Annotated in this window: 15 protein-coding genes and 1 tRNA gene; 8 read left to right on the plus strand and 8 right to left on the minus strand. The window is 43.9% G+C overall.

Annotated elements, in window-relative coordinates; all coding sequences use genetic code 11:
• Positions 1 to 84 precede the first annotated feature (84 nt).
• Together CLV27_RS02090 and CLV27_RS02095 are read left to right on the plus strand one after the other, a co-directional pair.
• Complete coding sequence (locus CLV27_RS02090) at positions 85 to 885, plus strand: YaaW family protein (protein WP_132525337.1); 801 nt, start codon at positions 85 to 87, stop codon at positions 883 to 885.
• A 236-nt stretch (positions 886 to 1,121) separates the two neighbouring features.
• Positions 1,122 to 1,316, plus strand: coding sequence for a zinc ribbon domain-containing protein (locus CLV27_RS02095; RefSeq protein ID WP_132525339.1), 195 nt, complete (start codon positions 1,122 to 1,124; stop codon positions 1,314 to 1,316).
• 155 nt (positions 1,317 to 1,471) lie between these two features.
• Here the strand turns inward: CLV27_RS02095 and rplT are convergent, their stop codons facing one another.
• The 6 genes from rplT to CLV27_RS02125 form a co-directional block, all read right to left on the minus strand.
• Positions 1,472 to 1,825 (minus strand): 50S ribosomal protein L20, encoded by a 354-nt coding sequence (gene rplT, locus CLV27_RS02100; protein ID WP_132525341.1) that lies wholly within the window; start codon positions 1,823 to 1,825, stop codon positions 1,472 to 1,474.
• 67 nt (positions 1,826 to 1,892) lie between these two features.
• Positions 1,893 to 2,090 (minus strand): 50S ribosomal protein L35, encoded by a 198-nt coding sequence (gene rpmI, locus CLV27_RS02105; protein ID WP_132525343.1) that lies wholly within the window; start codon positions 2,088 to 2,090, stop codon positions 1,893 to 1,895.
• Positions 2,091 to 2,133: 43 nt separating this feature from the next.
• Positions 2,134 to 2,655: a translation initiation factor IF-3 gene (gene infC, locus CLV27_RS02110; protein WP_132525345.1), complete on the minus strand. Its 522-nt coding sequence runs from the start codon at positions 2,653 to 2,655 to the stop codon at positions 2,134 to 2,136.
• An 18-nt stretch (positions 2,656 to 2,673) separates the two neighbouring features.
• On the minus strand, positions 2,674 to 4,650 hold the full coding sequence (gene thrS, locus CLV27_RS02115) for a threonine--tRNA ligase (protein ID WP_132525347.1): 1,977 nt from the start codon (positions 4,648 to 4,650) through the stop codon (positions 2,674 to 2,676).
• A gap of 39 nt (positions 4,651 to 4,689) precedes the next feature.
• Positions 4,690 to 6,702 carry a peptidoglycan D,D-transpeptidase FtsI family protein gene (locus CLV27_RS02120; protein WP_132525349.1) on the minus strand — a complete coding sequence of 671 codons (2,013 nt, stop codon included), beginning with the start codon at positions 6,700 to 6,702 and terminating at the stop codon, positions 4,690 to 4,692.
• Complete coding sequence (locus CLV27_RS02125; RefSeq protein ID WP_243644836.1) at positions 6,699 to 6,944, minus strand: hypothetical protein; 246 nt, start codon at positions 6,942 to 6,944, stop codon at positions 6,699 to 6,701. The genes CLV27_RS02120 and CLV27_RS02125 overlap by 4 nt, the downstream gene beginning before the upstream one ends.
• A 69-nt stretch (positions 6,945 to 7,013) precedes the next feature.
• On the opposite strand from CLV27_RS02125, the gene CLV27_RS02130 reads away from it, so the two are divergent.
• A tRNA-Arg gene (locus CLV27_RS02130) sits at positions 7,014 to 7,090 on the plus strand.
• Here the strand turns inward: CLV27_RS02130 and purF are convergent.
• Positions 7,091 to 8,479, minus strand: coding sequence for an amidophosphoribosyltransferase (gene purF / locus CLV27_RS02135; RefSeq protein WP_132525353.1), 1,389 nt, complete (start codon positions 8,477 to 8,479; stop codon positions 7,091 to 7,093). It abuts the tRNA gene before it with no gap.
• Positions 8,480 to 8,575: 96 nt separating this feature from the next.
• Here purF and purC point away from each other — a divergent pair, with 96 nt between their 5' ends.
• The 5 genes from purC to CLV27_RS02160 all read left to right on the plus strand — a co-directional run bounded on the left by purC (position 8,576) and on the right by CLV27_RS02160 (position 14,073).
• Positions 8,576 to 9,301 (plus strand): phosphoribosylaminoimidazolesuccinocarboxamide synthase, encoded by a 726-nt coding sequence (gene purC / locus CLV27_RS02140; protein ID WP_132525355.1) that lies wholly within the window; start codon positions 8,576 to 8,578, stop codon positions 9,299 to 9,301.
• Positions 9,302 to 10,366: a tryptophan--tRNA ligase gene (gene trpS, locus CLV27_RS02145; protein WP_132525357.1), complete on the plus strand. Its 1,065-nt coding sequence runs from the start codon at positions 9,302 to 9,304 to the stop codon at positions 10,364 to 10,366.
• Between the two features lie 104 nt (positions 10,367 to 10,470).
• Entirely contained in the window at positions 10,471 to 11,595 is a 1,125-nt protein-coding gene (gene ribD, locus CLV27_RS02150) for a bifunctional diaminohydroxyphosphoribosylaminopyrimidine deaminase/5-amino-6-(5-phosphoribosylamino)uracil reductase RibD (RefSeq protein WP_243644837.1), read from the plus strand.
• Positions 11,596 to 11,604: 9 nt separating this feature from the next.
• Entirely contained in the window at positions 11,605 to 12,837 is a 1,233-nt protein-coding gene (locus CLV27_RS02155) for a tetratricopeptide repeat protein (RefSeq protein ID WP_132525359.1), read from the plus strand.
• An 18-nt stretch (positions 12,838 to 12,855) separates the two neighbouring features.
• Complete coding sequence (locus CLV27_RS02160; protein ID WP_132525361.1) at positions 12,856 to 14,073, plus strand: glycosyltransferase family 2 protein; 1,218 nt, start codon at positions 12,856 to 12,858, stop codon at positions 14,071 to 14,073.
• On the opposite strand, the gene CLV27_RS02165 is transcribed toward CLV27_RS02160, so the two are convergent.
• On the minus strand, positions 14,012 to 16,897 hold the full coding sequence (locus tag CLV27_RS02165) for a glycosyltransferase family 2 protein (protein WP_243644848.1): 2,886 nt from the start codon (positions 16,895 to 16,897) through the stop codon (positions 14,012 to 14,014). The two genes, CLV27_RS02160 and CLV27_RS02165, sit on opposite strands and share 62 nt — an antisense overlap.
• Between the last annotated feature and the right edge of the window lie 144 nt (positions 16,898 to 17,041).

Genomic DNA, 17,041 nt, shown 5'->3' on the forward strand with positions numbered 1-17,041 from the left:
GTTCCCAAGTAGTTAATAACTATTGACATGTAGTTACTAAGGTCTTACTATAAATATAGACTATTCACAGGAGGGGAGGTAAGCATGGCTATCACCTTCGACGAGGCTGTAAGACCTGTTCTGGAGGCTATGCCTCCAAAGCTAAGGGGAGTAATCTACCTGTATCTTGAATCGTGGGGAAAACCTAAAGAAGAAGTCCTAAAGGACGATGAAAAACTTGAGAAATTAGGGAAAGAAGCATCCATTGACAAAATGATTAATCGAATGGAAGTGGCGTTCACCGATGGTTTTGGAATCGTTGATTGGATAACAGGAAAAAGTGGGAACTATGGAGTATGTTTAGATATGCTAACTAAGGACGTCCTTCCCCAAGCTTTTAATGTTTCTAAACCAAAGTTCAAATATTCTGAGGATACCTGGGAAGGAATACTGGAAAGAGAAGAATGGATAAGGATGAGGTTTATCGAACATTTCTGGAAAGGGTTAAGTGAAGAAGATAAAAAGATGCTAGTAGAGGCTCTAAAAGACGAGCTAAAAGAAGCCGGAATTAACACAGATAAGGTTCTAAAAGCCATATCTTCAGGTCAAATGAGTTTAACTGTTTTACGTACAATTCTAGGTTTTAAATTCCATATTTTCATAGCTAAGATAGCAAACTATCTAGCAAAAATTATAATCGGCAGAGGACTTTCTTTCGGAGCTAACGCTCTCCTACAAAAAATTGCCGCTTCAATTTTTGGTGGTCCAATAGGATGGGCTCTATTTGCCCTACAGTTAACCTCTATGCTTCTCCCACGCGACTGGGAAACATTAACTCCTGTCGTAGGATTGATAGCCTTAACCCGTCCCGAATTAGAGAGTCAAAACAATTCCAATCACGAATAGAAGGAGGTATAGATAATGGATGAGTTTTGTGAAAGAGAATGTGAGGAAACCTGCGATAACATGGCTGACAGTCTTTGTGAACCTGACGATCCAGGTTGTCAAAATGATATATACGACAACTGTATGGATAACTGTCTAGATAGCTGCCCCGAAGATGAAAATTAGAGGGGGATTAATCCCCCTCTTTTTAAAACCTAAAAGGGTTAAGAGGTAAGAAGGGAGAAAAGAGCAGAAAGTTGAACAGGAAACTCAATTACTGGTTAAGGAAGAAAACAACCGATAGAGTTAAAGAACTATCTGTAGAAGAGGGATTTAGCGTTGACTTTGTGTATCCACGCTGGACATCAAAGAGGTGTAGTCTTTGTGAGTCAAAGGGAGAGAGGTTCTCTTCTAAGGGAAGTCTCAAAAGCAACAGCTACGTTTGTGGATGAATGTTTACGTTTTAAGGTAGCTGTTGCAACCACGTTACGTAAAACTGTCGGACGTGAGCTCAGAGAAGATGACTTCTGAACTTGGAAAGTACAGATTTGAGTTTGATTTTTCTTTTATATGGATTGATTAAGGGCGGGAAGACCCGCCCAACGTTTTAGCCTTGAAGAGCAAGCTTAGCTTTCTCTACGATAGCCTTGAAGGCTTCTGGGTCTCTAACGGCAATATCTGCCAAGATTTTCCTGTCAAGCTCAATTCCAGCCTTCTTGAGACCGTGGATGAACCTGCTGTAGTTGAGACCTAAAGGCCTTACTGCAGCGTTAATTCTTACAATCCAGAGTCTCCTGAAGTCCCTCTTCTTAAGCCTTCTGTGCTGGTAAGCGTAAAAGAGGGACTTCATTACAGCAATTTTCATAGTCCTGTAGAGCCTTGAACGGCCACCAAAGTAACCCTTTGTAAGCTTTTTAAGCTTCTTCCTTCTCTTCCTTCTCGGACTGTACTTTACCCTCATTTTCTCCTCCTTTCTCCGTAGTGCAGGCGTCCCCTGTGGGGAGCTTTTAAGCCTGCCTTACGTCCCTTTACTTGTAGAGAACAAGTTGCTTAAAGTTTGCAGCCTGTGTTCCTTCAAGGTATCCAGCCTTACCGAGGTGTCTCTTCCTCTTCCTGCTCTTCTTTGTGAGAAGGTGGCTCTTGTTTGGCTTCCAGTGCTTAATCTTTCCCTTAGCCGTTACCTTTACCCTCTTAGCAGCAGACTTCCTCGTCTTTATCTTGGGCATTGCGTGCCTCCTTACGGTTTTGAAAACGGATGAGAATTATAAGCTATTTTTTCTTAGGCGCAAGTATCATTATCATGTCCCTGCCTTCTTTCTTAGGCTTGCGCTCAATCTCTGCTATGTCCTTAACGGCCTCGTATATCTTCATGAGCTGGGCTTCTCCTATCTCCAGATGGGCCTGCTCCCTACCTCTAAACATTACAACGGCCTTTACCTTGTTCCCTTTCTCAAGGAACTTCCTTGCCTGCTTTATCCTTACCTGCATGTCGTGCTCGTCTGTTCTGGGGCGGACCTTTATCGTCTTAACTTCTATAGTCTTCTGTTTCTTCTTTGCCTCGTGCATCTTCTTCTGTTGCTGGTACTTGTACTTACCGTAATCCATAATACGGCAAACGGGAGGGTTGGCGTTCGGAGAGACCTCAACAAGGTCCAGCCCCTGCTCCTGAGCAAGCTGTAGCGCCTTGTAAGTAGGCATTACCCCTAAGTTCTTACCGTCGCTATCAATTACCAGAACCTCTTTAGCCCTGATTCTTTCGTTTACTCTGGTCTGGTCAAGTTTCTTACTAATGGCTCCCTCCTTCTAAGCTTAGGTTTTCTCTTTTATTTCTGTAAGTATTTTATCCAGAAAAGCGTTTAAGTCCATAGCTCCAAGGTCACCTTCCCTCTTTGACCTTACAGAGACCGTTCCGCTCTGCTGTTCTTTCTCACCAACTATGAGCATGTAAGGAATCTTCATTAACTCCGCCTTCCTTATCTTATACCCGACCTTTGCACTTTCATCGTCAAGCTTCACCCTTATGCCAGCTCCCTTTAGCTTCTCGTAAACCTCATCGGCGTACTCAAGGTACTTGTCGCTAACCGGGATTATTACGACCTGAGTTGGAGCAAGCCAAGTTGGGAAGAGTCCTGCGTAGTGTTCTATGAGAAGTCCTATGAACCTTTCAATGCTTCCCATAATAGCCCTGTGAACCATTACGGGACGTTTCTTCTGGCCGTCCTTGTCAACGTAGGTAAGGTCAAAGCGCTCCGGAAGGTTAAAGTCAACCTGAATTGTTGGCCCGTCCCACTTCCTTCCAATGGCGTCAAGGACGGCTATGTCAATTTTTGGACCGTAGAAAGCTCCGTCACCCTCAACGATGTTGTAGTCAAATCCTCTCTCCTTAAGGGCGTCTATCAGAGCTTGCGTTGCGTGCTCCCAAGCCTCGTCGCTACCGATATACTTTTCGGGCTTTGTGCCGATGTTTATGACGTAGTCAAGCTTAAAGGTGGAGAGGAGCTCCATCACGTAGTCAAGAACTCCCTGAATCTCCTCTTTCAGCTGGTCGGGACGGCAGAATATGTGTCCATCGTCCTGAGTAAATCCCCTAACCCTTAAGAGACCGTGGAGAGAACCGCTCTTTTCGTACCTGTAGACAGTTCCAAATTCAAAGAACCTTATGGGTAAGTCTCTATAACTTCTAACCTGAGATTTGTATATAAGGATGTGTCCGGGACAGTTCATAGGCTTTACTGCGTACCAGTGGGCTTCCTTTATCTCCTCACTCGTGAGGGGAACTTCCTCGTTACCGAGCCTCTGCTCCTCGTCGTGCTCAACAACGGGAACGAAGAACATGTTCTCCCTGTAGAAGTTATAGTGGCCTGAAGTCTTCCAGAGGTCGGCCTTCATTATGTGGGGAGTGTATATTCTCTGGTAACCCCTCTTCCTGTGCTCTTCCTCAACCCACTTTTCTATTTCCTGCCTTATGATTGCACCGTTTGGATGCCAGAAGACAAGTCCCGGACCGGCTTCCTCGTAAATGCTGAAAAGGTCAAGCTGTTTACCGAGAACCCTGTGGTCCCTCTTTTTCGCCTCCTCAAGCCTGTGGAGGTACTCGTCAAGCTCCTTCTTCTTCCAGAAGGCCGTTCCGTAAACCCTCTGGAGCATCTTGTTCCTTGAGTCTCCCCTCCAGTACGCACCGGCAACAGAGAGGAGCTTAAAGGCCTTTACCATTCCTGCGTGCTCAACGTGTGGACCCTTACAGAGGTCAAAGAAGTCCTCCCCGAGCCAGTAGATTGTTATCTCTTCATCCTCAGGAATTGCCTCAAGGAGCTCCAGCTTATAAGGGTCGTCCTTAAAGAGCTCCTTAGCCTTTTCCCTCGTTACCTTCTCCCTCCTAAAGGGCTCTTTCGCCTTTACGATTCTCTCCATCTCCTTTTCAATCTTTTCTAAGTCCTCCTCGGAGATGGAGACGGGAAGGTCAAAGTCGTAGTAGAAACCCTCTTCTGTTGCCGGACCTATTCCAAGCTTTACCTTATCGTGCCCGTATATGTTCTTAACTGCCTTTGCCAAGATGTGGGCAGCGCTGTGCCTCAGGATTTCAAGGGATTCTGGGTCTTTCGGCGTTAGAATCCTTATCTTTCCACTCTCCCTTATAGGCGTGTGAAGGTCTATTATCTCCCCGTTAAAGAGAGCTCCAACTGCGTTCTTCTCAAGGCTCTTTGCTATCCTACCGGCAATCTCCTTAACGCTCGTCTCACTCTCAAAGGTAAGCTTGCTACCGTCTGGGAGCTCTATTTCAATCATACTCCTTACCCCTTTAAAATTGATTGATGGCTAATTTTACTACTTTTCCGTTTGAAGTCCGTTCGTTAAAAGGTAATCCCTATTTATCTCCGAGCAGAGGATAGCCCCATCCTTCCCAACCCTATACTCCTTCTTGTCGGGAGCTACCCTCTCATAGAGGAGAACCCTCTCTGCAAGCTCCCTAAAGAGGGGAACTGCGATTTTGCTCGCCCAGAGCTCCCTCTTTGGAACTTTCGGCTCGTCAACGGTTACGGCCAGAACAAACCTTGGGTTCGTCATAGGGAAAGCACCGACAAAAGAGGCCGTAATCTTCTGCTTGTTGTAGGCCTTTATCTTTGGGTCGTACTTTACGGCCGTTCCCGTCTTTCCGCCAACGTAAAAGTTCTCAAAGCGCGTTCCCGTTCCAGTTCCCCCCTCAACAACCATGGTGAGAACCCTACGCATTACCTTAGAGGTTCTCTCAGAGATTACCCTCCTCTTTTTAACTACGGGAAACCTCTTAATGACTTTCCCCTTGTCGTCAACGATTGCAAGGAGGAGACGGGGCTTTACGTAAACGCCACCGTTTACGAGGGCAGAGTAGGCAGCCGCAAGCTGAAGCGTCGTTGTCATTATGTTGTGTCCAAAGGAGAGGGTGGCAAACTCAACGTCCCTCCACTTTTTCCAGTGGCGCAGTACACCGGGGTCTTCTCCGGGGAGCTCTATCCCGGTTTTTTCCCCAAAGCCGAAGGCCTTAAAGTACTCGTAGAGCTTCTCCTTTCCAAGAAGCTGGGCTACCTTTATTATCCCCACGTTATCCGAGTACTGAATAATCTCCCACGCCCTTAATTTCACGTCCCTTCCGTGAAACTCGTTCTTAAAGGTTTTCTTTCCAACTTGGTAGGTTGCAGGACAGAAGAACACGGTATCTGCCGTTACAAGTCCCTCATTTATAGCTGCAGCTAAAGTTATCGGCTTTATAACAGAGCCGGGCTCATAGGGAGCAGTTATGAACCTTGCATTAAGCTTTGAGAGAAGTTTTTTCCCTCTCTTTTCCCCGTACTTATAGAAGGGATAGCTTGCAGCAGCCAGAATATCCCCAGTGTAAGGGTCCATTAGAACGGCGTTTATAAAGTTGGGATGCCACTTTTTACCGAACTCTTCTATTGTTTTTTCAAAGATGTACTGAAGGTTTCCGTCTATGGTTATTACTACGTTGTTCCCCTTCTGTCTACTTAAGAAGAGTCTCGCCTCCTTTCCAAGGTAAACCCTACCACGGGTATCCTTCTCTCCTGAGAGGGTTATCGTATCACCGGTTATTATCTTTCTCCTTTCAAGTAAATACTCAAGACCAGAAAGCCCCTCCCCAGACCTGTTTGTCAGCCCAACAACGACAGAGCCGGTGCTGTAGGGGTAAACCCTCTTAAACTCTGTAACGTAGCCCAGCAAATCCGGATATCTTTTTTTAAACCTATCCTCCTTAGAGAGGTAGTAGTAGATGTTTAAAGCCGTTCTAACTGCCCTATAGGCCTCTTTACGGGAGCAGGAAATCCTCTTTTTAAGCCAGACAAAGGGAACTTTTATAGTTTTTCCGTCCTTCTTAACGATGGTAAACTCTTTTTTGTAGGCAAAGTCTATGTCCTTAGGGGAAATATTTTCAAAGACGCTAAGAGATTTTTTGATTTTCTCACTGCTCAGTCCCTTCTCACGGGCGTAATCTTCAATAACATCTTTATCTCTAAGTAAAATTCTTTTAAAGAGCTCCTTATCCTTTATCTCTGAGGGTCTCACGTAGAAGGAGATAACCCTTTCGCTTGCAGCAAGGAGAGCTCTATTCCTATCAAGAATCTCTCCCCTTTCAGAGGAAATCTTTATAGCACCTGCAAACTGCTTCTCTACCAAGTTTATCCAAAATTCCCTCTGGCTGAAGGTAAGAAGGTAGAGCTTGCCCAAGTAAATAAAGACAAGTACAATCGAAACGAAGAGAAAGAGGTTAAGCCTATCGTCCTTAAAGGGCTTTACGAAGTTGTAAAGCCTGAGTAACAGTTCCTTTAGTTTTAGGAGGATTCTCATTTTAAGTACTTGACCTCGTTTTCCCTGAGTAGTCTGAGGTCCTTAGAGTTCTCGTCAACGGTTTTAGGGTTGAGTATGGAGTAGTACTTTACCGTCAGTCTGTTGTTCTCCTCCTTAAGGCTCTCTATCTCCTTTACCAGTTTTGTTATTTTAGCCTTCTGGTGGGTACACTTTGAGCGAATGTTGGCAACCTTAGCGCTGATGACTATGGCTAAAACGCAGGACACTACGTATAATATCACGCACAAATAGCTCAGCGCTTTTTTCACTGCTCCTGCCGGCTATATTTATTTCAGGAAACCAAAGGATACGCGCCCGTAGCTCAGCTGGATAGAGCCCAGGACTCCGGATCCTGGTGTCGCGGGTTCAAGTCCCGCCGGGCGCGCCACTACTTTTTCTTTGACTGCTCCACTATCCTTTCAGGAACGTCTACAGGGTACTTGCCGTCAAAGCAGGCGGTACAGAACTCCTCTCTACTTCCACAGGTAGCTTCAAGCATCCCCTCTAAGGAGAGGTATCCAAGGCTGTCGGCCTCTATGAACTTACATATCTCCTCTACAGAGTAGGAAGAGGCTATAAGCTGGTCCCTCGTTGGAGTGTCTATACCGAAGTAACAGGGCCACTTTGTAGGGGGAGAGCTGATTCTCATGTGAACTTCCTTTGCTCCAGCTTCCCTGAGCATCCTGATAATTTTCCTGCTCGTCGTTCCTCTCACAATGGAGTCGTCTATGACAACTATTCTCTTACCTTTTAGGAGCTCCGGAATGGGGTTAAGCTTAACCTTTACCCCAATGTCCCTCATCTTCTGCTCAGGCTTTATGAATGTCCTTCCAACGTAGTGGTTTCTTATGAGCCCCATCTCAAAGGGAATGCCACTTTCCTGAGAGTAGCCGAGAGCCGGAACTACGCCAGAATCGGGAACGGGAATAACGAGGTCTGCCTCTACGGGGTACTCCCTCGCCAATATCCTTCCAAACTCTTTCCTCACTTCATAAACGCTCTTTCCAAATATACGGCTGTCTGGCCTTGCAAAGTAGATGAACTCAAAGATACACTGGGACTTCTTACACTTTTCGCTTCCCGGAAGACGTAGACTGCTAACCTTCCCGTTTTCAACTACGACTATCTCCCCCGGCTCTACGTCCCTGATATACCTTGCCCCTATCAGGTCAAAGGCGCAGGTTTCAGAGGCAAAAACGGGACTGCCGTTGAGCTCTCCCATACACAAGGGGCGAAATCCCCAAGGATCTCTCGCAGCAATTAACTTCTTATTTGTCATAACGAGGAGGGAGTAAGCACCCTTAAGCTTAGAGAGGGCATCTATTAGCTTTTCAAGGAACTTCTTCTTCCTTGACTTGACTATCAGGTGAACGATTACTTCAGAGTCCGTAGTTCCCCTAAAGATTGAGCCCTCTTCCTCTAACTTTTCGCGGAGCTCCAGCGCGTTTACAAGGTTACCGTTATGGGCAATGGCCAGCTGACCGTACTTGTAAGAGACAACGATTGGCTGTATGTTGTCAGGAGAGTCCGAAGCCCCAGAGGTTGAATACCTGTTGTGGCCAATGGCAGTGTGGCCTGTAAGCTTTTTAAGGCTATCGCTCTTAAAGACGGAAGAGACGAGACCAAAGTCCCTATAGTAGGTAATCCGCTTACCGTCCGTTACAGCTATACCAGCGCTCTCCTGCCCCCTGTGCTGGAGGGCGTAGAGCCCCAAGTAGGTGTAGTAGGCGGCGTTAGGGTTATCGTATATACCGAAAATGCCGCAGTACTCCTTCATCTTACCTCACCAAAAAGGTATTGATTGAGCTAAGAATTATAGCAACAGAAATGGCTTATAATTTAACAGCAAAACAGCACCCAATCGGAGGAGTCCATGGAGAAGAGAGAGAAACTCTACGAAGGAAAGGCCAAGGTTCTCTATACTACAGACAGCGAAAACCTTCTCGTTCAGTACTTTAAGGACGACACCACAGCCTTTGACGGAGCTAAAAAGGAAGTCCTTGAAGATAAGGGCGTAATCAACTGTGCAATCTCAACCGTAATCTTTGAATACCTAGAGAAGCACGGAGTAAGGACTCACTTTGTAGAGAGGCTCTCCCCAAGGGAAATGCTCGTAAAGAGGTGCGAAATCATTCCCGTTGAGGTCGTCGTAAGGAACGTTGCCGCCGGAAGTTTCTGTCGTCGCTACGGAGTTGAGGAGGGAACTCCTTTAAAGGAACCTCTCGTAGAGTACTTCTACAAGTCCGACGAGCTCCACGACCCGATGGTCTGCCCCAACCACGTTTACCTCTTTGGCTGGGCAACAAGGGAAGAGCTCGGACAGATGACAAAGGCAGCCCTTGAGGTAAACGAGCTCCTCAAAAAGTTCTTTGACGAGATAGACATACTCCTCGTTGACTTTAAGCTTGAGTTCGGTAGACACAACGGAGAGGTAATCCTCGCAGACGAGATTACGCCAGACTCCTGTAGGCTCTGGGATAAATCCACAATGGAAGTTCTTGATAAGGACAGGTTCAGGAAGGACATGGGTAAAGTTGTAGAGAGCTACAAGGAGGTTTACAGGAGGATTATGGAGAGGTACGAAAGGGTGGAGGAGTAAATGGAGAGAGAGGTTCTGGTTGCAAACGTTGACAAGGAGATGAAAATCGCCCTTGAAAAGTACGAAGAGCCGAAGGACATAAAGAGAGTCCTTTCTGGAATGAGACCAACCGGAAAGCTCCACCTTGGTAACTACTTTGGAGCGCTAAAGACGTGGATAGAGCTTCAGGATAGAGCCGAGTGCTTCTTCTTTATAGCCGACTGGCACGCAATAACCACCTCCTACCACGATACAAGCGCCCTCTCTGAGAACACCGTAGAGATGATGGCCGACTGGCTTGCTGCCGGCCTCTCTCCCCAGAAAGCCACCCTTTTCATCCAGTCCTTTGTGAAGGAGCACGCAGAGCTCCACCTCCTTTTAAGCATGATTACGCCCGTAAGGTGGCTTGAGAGGAATCCAACCTACAAAGAGATGATGGAAAACCTTAAGGACAGAGAGCTTGCCACCTACGGCTTCTTAGGTTACCCAGTCCTTCAGACTGCCGACATCGTGATTTACAAAGCCGACACCGTCCCCGTCGGTATAGACCAGCTTCCTCACTTGGAACTTTCAAGGGAGATAACAAGGCGCTTTAACAGGTTCTTTGGCAACATATTCCCCGAGCCAAGGCCTTTCCTCTCAAAAGCGCCCAAACTCCCCGGCCTTGACGGCAGGAAGATGAGTAAATCCTACGGCAACTGTATCTACCTCTCAGACTCAGAAGAGGAGGTAAACAAAAAGGTAAGGAGCATGGTTACAGACCCTGCAAGGGTTAGGAAAACAGACCCCGGTCATCCAGAGGTCTGCTCCGTCTACGCCTACCACAAGATATTTACACCAGAAGAAAAGGTTGAAGAGCTTGAAGAAGCCTGCAGGAAAGGGGAAATCGGCTGCGTTCAGTGTAAGAAAGAGCTGGCGAAGAACCTCAACGCCTTCCTCCAGCCTATAAGGGAGAAGAGGATAGAGTTCCTAAGGAAGAGGGACGAGCTAATAGACGTCTTCGTTGAAGGCTCAAAGAAAGCAAGAGAAGTTGCAAGGCAAACGATGGAGGAAGTTAGAAGGGCGATGAACTTTCTATCTGTATAGGTTTGGTGATGAATAAAAAGATTAAAGCTCAGTTTGGAATTCTCCTCTTCCTTCTCTTCCTCCTCTTTTACTACATTCTTCACAGAAAGTTCTAAGGGGGTGGAGTGGCCACGCCTGAAGATGAAAAGTTTATGCGCCTTGCCGTCAAAGAAGCCTACAGGGGAAAGGGGAAAACCCTCCCAAACCCTGCCGTCGGTGCAGTAATCGTTAAGGACGGAAAAGTAATCTCAACAGGATACCACGAGAGGGCCGGACTTCCCCACGCCGAAAGCATCGCAATAGATAGAGCAGGAGAACGGGCTAAAGGAGCAACCCTCTACGTAACCTTAGAGCCCTGCAACCACTACGGAAGAACTCCCCCTTGTAGCGAGAAAATAATAAAGGCCGGCATAAAGAGGGTAGTTGTTGGCGTTAGAGACCCCAACCCAGTTGCCTCTGGTGGAATAGAACGTTTAAGAAAAGCAGGCATAGAAGTTGAAGTAGGTGTTTTAAAAAAAAAGTGCTTTGAGCTGATAGACGACTTCTTGGTCAACATCAAAGAGAAACGTCCTTTTGTTTCATTAAAGCTTGCCTCAACCCTTGATGGCCTAATCGCCGACAAGAGAGGAAACTCAAAGTGGATAACCTCTGAAGAGTCAAGGAAACTCGTCCATAAACTCCGAAGTTACCACAACGCCGTTATGGTCGGAATTGGAACTGTCCTAAAGGACGACCCTCTTCTAAACGTCCGTTACTTTAAGGTAAACAGCCAACCAAAGGCGATAGTTGTAGATAGAGACTTAAAAATTCCCGTCAACTGCCGATTAATAAAAGAGAGGGCGGAGGAGTTAATAATCGTTACAGCCCAAGAATCCCTTCTATCTTACAAGGCAAACATTCTGAAGGATTTAGGAGTTAAAATCTTGCCGGTATCCGTCAGTGGTAGTGAGCTAAACCTCTTAGAAACGCTGAGAGCTCTCAGGGAGAGTTTCGGCATTTTCTCTATCATGTGTGAAGGTGGAGCTAAGCTGGCTTGGAACCTCCTAAAAGCAGGGCTTATTGATAAGTATCACCTCTTCTACGCTCCCAAGATTTTAGGTGGAAGCGAAGGAATCCCCATGTTTCAGGGTTCTTTCGGCGACATATCAGGAGCTCTCAAACTTAAAACTTTTTCCATAAAACCTGTAAATGAGGACATTCACATAAAACTTTACACTCCTAAACTCTACAACACCTACATGGAACTATAAGGAGGCGCTGTGGAAAAGGTTTCTCTCCTCGTTTTAAGCGAAAGTGAACCAAAGGAAGAGTTCTTAGAGGCCATAAACGAAAATGCCGATTTTATCCACGAAGTCATATTCTCTGGAGAGGAAAGTGACGTTGAGCTTGACTGTCCTGTAAAGTTCCTCGGACTAAAAGGAGAACCGAAAGGAAAGATAAGGAACGCCCTCGTTGAGTCTGCCAATTCAGAGAACCTACTCTTTGTTTCCTCTTCCACCATACTGGAAGAAGACGCCATTGAGGAGCTCTTAGAGGAAAGAGAGTCAACCGGAGCAGATATAGTTTTCCCCAATATTATCTTTCATGTTGGAGGAAAAGAGGAAGTTAAGAACTTTGAACAGCCCTTTGAAAAGGAGCTAAACCTCGTTGCAAGCCTTTCTATAGAGGACTACGTGCCTGAGTGGGGCATCCTGACGTCTAAGTCCGTAGTAGAAAAAGGTAAAGGCTTTGATAGCTCCTTAGGTGACTACGATTTCTACGACTTCCTCTACAGAAACATCCGCTGGCTAAAAGTAAGGTTAGCAGAACTTACCTACGTTACCCAGAAAATTGAGGATTCTTTCATAGATACCTCTTGGAGGAGCTACGTCCTGAGGAAAAGGGTTCTTCAGGATTTTGACTGGGAAAAGGAGCTCTTTCCGTTCCTTTCATGGCACGAAAAGCCAGAAGCTGCAGAAGCTACAGCTTTAACGATTATAGGGAATAAACTCTCAAACTACTACGACTTCTTCAACGCCACCGACTTTTACAGGAGAGCTCTTCTTAAGTTCCACAACCAAGAGAGCCTAAGGTGTCTAATCAACGCCCTTAAAACGATGGGGCTCTTTGAAGAGGCAAAGGAGCTCCTATCCCCTGAGCAGGGAGTCTCTGAAGAGACCATCTCAAGCGAGAAACAGCTCATAGAGAACATTGAGTCCATAATAAAGGAACTGGAAAAGGCCGTTGAAGACGGGAAAGTTTACGAGGTTATAACCGCCATTCAGGACGTGGTCTCTGTTTACGAGGGAGCTCCCATCTACAACATCCTTGGGGTCTTAAGCTGGATTCAGAAAAAGGAAGAAGAAGCCTACCGTTTCTTCTTCAAGGCGGTAACGATAAATCCAATAAACCAAGACTACCTCTTCAACTTGGCTTCCGTAGCTAAACGCCTCAAAAGGGAAGAAGAGGTTAAAAAGCTAATCCAAATATTAGTAGGAGACTTAAATCTCTAAACCTTGTCAAGGGGAGCAATGAAAATCTCTGCCTGCATAATAGCAAAGAACGAAGAGAAGAACCTTCCAAGGCTCTTAAAGTCTCTGAAAGGCAAGTTTGATGAAATAGTTCTTGTAGACACAGGCTCTACAGACAGGACTAAAGAAATAGCAAAATCTTACGGCTGTAAAGTTGTTGAACACGAGTGGAACGGATTTGCAGATGCAAGGAACAGGGCCGTCAAAGAGGCATCAGGTGACTGGCTCTGGCACTTTGATGCCGACTTTGAACTTGAGGATTTAGAGTTTAAAAAAGCACTCTCTGCTATGCAGAGAGCCCCCAAAGAAGTAGACGCCTTCGCAATAGGAGTGAAAAATTTCGGAAGGAACGGAGAGATAAAGGCTATATCTTCCCACATTTTCATTCACAGAGCCGGAATAGAGTGGAAAGGTAAAGTCCACGAAAGTCCCAAAGCAAAACTCGTCATAGGAATTCCCGTTTTCGTTAACCACTACGGTTACGCTGATCCAAAACTACTTTTTAAAAAAGGTGAAAGAAACCTTAACCTTCTCCTAGAAGAACTACAAGAACTCCCCAAAGGTTCCAAAGAATACAACTACAAGCTTTTCTTTCTCGTTCAAACATACAACCTCTTATCTGCAAAGGATAAATCTTACCTCTCAAAAGCTCTCTCAGCAGCTGAAGAATTCCTCAGAGCTGCCAAAGACAACTTCTCCGACTATGGCTTTTTCCTCGTATATATGTACAATTATTACCTGCAACTTCTATGGAAAACCAATCGTAGAAAAGAAGCAGAGAAAATCCTAAATCATGTCTTCTCACTTAACATTAACCTCCCAGAATTCTTCTTCTTCGCCTATAAAATTTTCAGAGAAAAAGGAAATTCTGCAAAGGCTTTTGACTATATACTACAAGTAGCAAAACAATTAGACATAATTAATTCCAATCCCTTTGTTTCCTCGTGGGGAAATGCTTCAGAATGTTTACCAGCATTTGAGAACGAAATCCTCACTCCCCCATTTTCTATTTCCTCCAAGAATATGGAAAAGCTTCGGGAAGAATGGAAGAAAAACAAAGGAAGAAATTTAGGTCTCCTCCTCTACTGGTTTGAGGCAAACAAAACTGAGAAGATAAAAATCTTACGGAAGCTATCCCTTAGGTATGGAGACTCCTTCATCTATAAACTCTTTCTCCTGAATAAGCTACAAGAAGAAAAGCATCATTTAAGTACTTAGAAAACACCTCTACATCACGAGGACGGGTAAGCAGATAGTCTCTCCCTTTCTCTAACGCTAAAACTTTGCTCACCTTTCTTATCTCTAAGTACTCTCTCAAGAGTTCAACTCTTTTCTTAGAACTGGGAACATGAGAAAGAGAATCTCTCTTCCCCAAGAAACCGAACACACCATCATAAATAGCTGCGACCAAAGCCTTTATTCTTCTCTTCTGGGTAAAAGAATTCTTATAAAAGGCCAAGACATCATTAATAGCTTTCTCAAATGCTGGTAAACTACCGCTCCTTATAGAATAGAAAATGTGATTTCTGAAGAAGTAGTAAACTTCTAAGGGCGATGTTAAGAAACTTTTCTTTTTATTTTTATGATAAACAGATGTATAGGGAGTATATAGAGGCACTATCCCTCGTTTTAGCAGCTTTTCCATGAAATCATTATCCTCAAAATATAAGAAATATCTCTCATCAAACTTAACAGTCTTTAAGACTTCGGCTGTGGCAAAAATATTAGCTCCAGATAAAAACCTAACCTTTCGTATACGATGAAGATAGTCAGGAAAAGGAGTATATGAAACCTTAAACCCATCATACTGAAGTTTATCCTTTTCAACTAAATCCCTTATTTTGCAAGTTACCACTGGAACATCGGTAAAAAGAAGTGTCTTTAGCAACTCAAGTAAAGTATCTTCTTCAACTACTACATCAGGATTCAATATCCAGATGTACTCACAATTATTCTCTAAAGCTTTTTCAACTCCAAAGTTTACCCCAGCAGCATATCCTTTATTTTCTCTTGTGAACAGAAAAACCTTTTCTGAAGGCAAGGTTGATAAAACCTTCCTTAAATTCTTTACCTCTTCCTCATTCTCTGAATGGTCAACTATGTACCACTCAAACTCCTGATAGGACATTTTTTTCAAGCTTTCCGCCATCAACTCCAAGTCATTTGAAGAATAGTAGGACACGGTAACGATACCTACTTTTGGCCTTCTCGCAATCTCTTTCGCTACCTGTTGAAAATCTACCTTTTTATCAGAAAATCTGAACATGAACTTATACTTAGAACCTATCGGGACAAAAGCATCAAAATAGAGAGTATCTTCCTCTCCCCATAGCTCTTCCGGCGTGGGTACATTTCCGAAACCGTACTTCTTTATTAACTTTTCAGCAAAGATATTTTCCGTCAATTTCTTGTGCTTTTCACTTTCCCTGTTTTTCTTAAAGGAAACATGTCCCTCGTGGTAAACAAAAAGATTCTTAGGAAGAAGAAGCTTTAAACCTATCTTTCTCACTTTTAGAGAATAATCTAAATCGTCCATCCCTAAAAAGAGCTCTTCATCAAAGCCTCCCACCTTCTCAAAAACTTCTCTTTTCGTTGCTAAGAAGAAACCAACAAGAAGTTTCTTCTCCTCACTGTCCTTTCCATACAAGTTATTCAAGTGTTCATTTACCAAGTTTATGTATTTCACTATCTCTTTTCCTTTGAGAATCCAGCTAAAGTTAGAGAACCTCACTAAATGCTGAGGACTCAAAACGAAATTTGATAGAGCGCCTACCGCCCCTACTTTATCATCCTTCAAGTTCTCATAGACAATCTCTGTCCAACTATCTGGCAATACTGTATCAGGATTAACAAAAACCAAGTAATCGTTCCTTGAAACTTTTACTCCCTCATTAACAGCTTTAGCATAACCAAAATTCTTTTCCATTTTTAAAATTCTAAAGTTTTTAAGTTTTTCTCTTTCTATAAACCTCTTTACCAAAGCAAAAGTTTCATCTTGCGAATTATTGTCAATAATTATCACTTCATCATTTTGCATTAACGAAGATTTTAAAGAGCTCAACAACTTTTCAATAGTTGAAGACGAGTTGTAAGTAACCACTATTACAGAGAAGGAAGGACGCCCACATAACCTCTTACTACTCCTATTTGAACATAACTTTTCCGAATATCTCTCCAAAAAAGACCTTATAAGGCTCTCTTCTTCCTTCCCAGAACCTCTTGAAACTAAGAGCTTTACCTCCAATATCAATTTTTCAACTGCCTGAGCAATTTCTCGTAAAGTCAAAGAAACGTTAAGCATGCGATGTATCTGCTCGTTCAAAATAAGCTCAACACGTTCCCTTAATCCTGCAAGCTGAACATCCAAATTGGCCTGATCTTGTCTTGAATGAACAGTAAAAAAGGACAAAGGTTGCGAAAAATAAAAAAGTTTTCCCTTCGTCAACAAATATGACCATAAAATCCAATCTGCATTGGCTCTAAATCTTAAACCACAGAAGTGAAAAGGATTTATATCTAAAAGAGACTTCCTAAACATAAAAGTAGAAAATTCTCCAACATAGTTTCTCAAATCAACAAACGATTTCTTTATAATTTCTTTTCCATCTAAAATCTGGTCCTCCTCACATAAAGGTTCAGCAGCCTTTACACCTAACAGGCATTCCTCATCCTCATTTACTGGAATTCTCCGAGAAGAAACAAGAGCTACCTCCCTGAATTTATCTAAAACACCCTTCATTTTTTCCAAAGCCTCAGGATGCAACCAGTCATCATCTGCAAGAAACTTCACATATTCATACTTAGCCAGCTTAAGAAGTTTTAAGTAGCTCTCTACAACTCCGAGATTCCTCTCATTCTTTTCGTATCTTATAAGCCAACAGTATTGCTCTATAAGATCCTTAACAGCCTCGTAGTTATCCGTAGATTTAGGATTATCATCCAAGATAATAACCTCATCTGGAAGCGTAGTTTGTCTCAAAACAGAAAGAAGAGCCCTACGTAAAAGCTTAGGTCTATTATAAGTAGGTATCAAAACACTCACACCTTTCAAATTTCCCTCCTATAACCCCAAATAACCCTGCCGCATCTAATTTCGCAACCCCTGACACAAAAATCCTCTATGACATACAATAGAGTTAAGAATAATTGAAGTAATATGCTTAGTAGATTGATTCTATCATTTTTG

The sequence above is a fragment of the Phorcysia thermohydrogeniphila genome (assembly GCF_004339575.1).
Classification (GTDB): Bacteria; Aquificota; Aquificia; order Desulfurobacteriales; family Desulfurobacteriaceae; genus Phorcysia; species Phorcysia thermohydrogeniphila.

Coding starts and splice junctions, on each gene's coding strand:
- CLV27_RS02090 (WP_132525337.1), top strand. CDS start 85: ATGGCTATCACCTTCGACGAGGCTGTAAGACCTGTTCTGGAGGCTATG.
- rplT (WP_132525341.1), bottom strand. CDS start 1,825: ATGAGGGTAAAGTACAGTCCGAGAAGGAAGAGAAGGAAGAAGCTTAAA.
- rpmI (WP_132525343.1), bottom strand. CDS start 2,090: ATGCCCAAGATAAAGACGAGGAAGTCTGCTGCTAAGAGGGTAAAGGTA.
- thrS (WP_132525347.1), bottom strand. CDS start 4,650: ATGATTGAAATAGAGCTCCCAGACGGTAGCAAGCTTACCTTTGAGAGT.
- CLV27_RS02120 (WP_132525349.1), bottom strand. CDS start 6,702: ATGAGAATCCTCCTAAAACTAAAGGAACTGTTACTCAGGCTTTACAAC.
- purF (WP_132525353.1), bottom strand. CDS start 8,479: ATGAAGGAGTACTGCGGCATTTTCGGTATATACGATAACCCTAACGCC.
- purC (WP_132525355.1), top strand. CDS start 8,576: ATGGAGAAGAGAGAGAAACTCTACGAAGGAAAGGCCAAGGTTCTCTAT.
- trpS (WP_132525357.1), top strand. CDS start 9,302: ATGGAGAGAGAGGTTCTGGTTGCAAACGTTGACAAGGAGATGAAAATC.
- CLV27_RS02160 (WP_132525361.1), top strand. CDS start 12,856: ATGAAAATCTCTGCCTGCATAATAGCAAAGAACGAAGAGAAGAACCTT.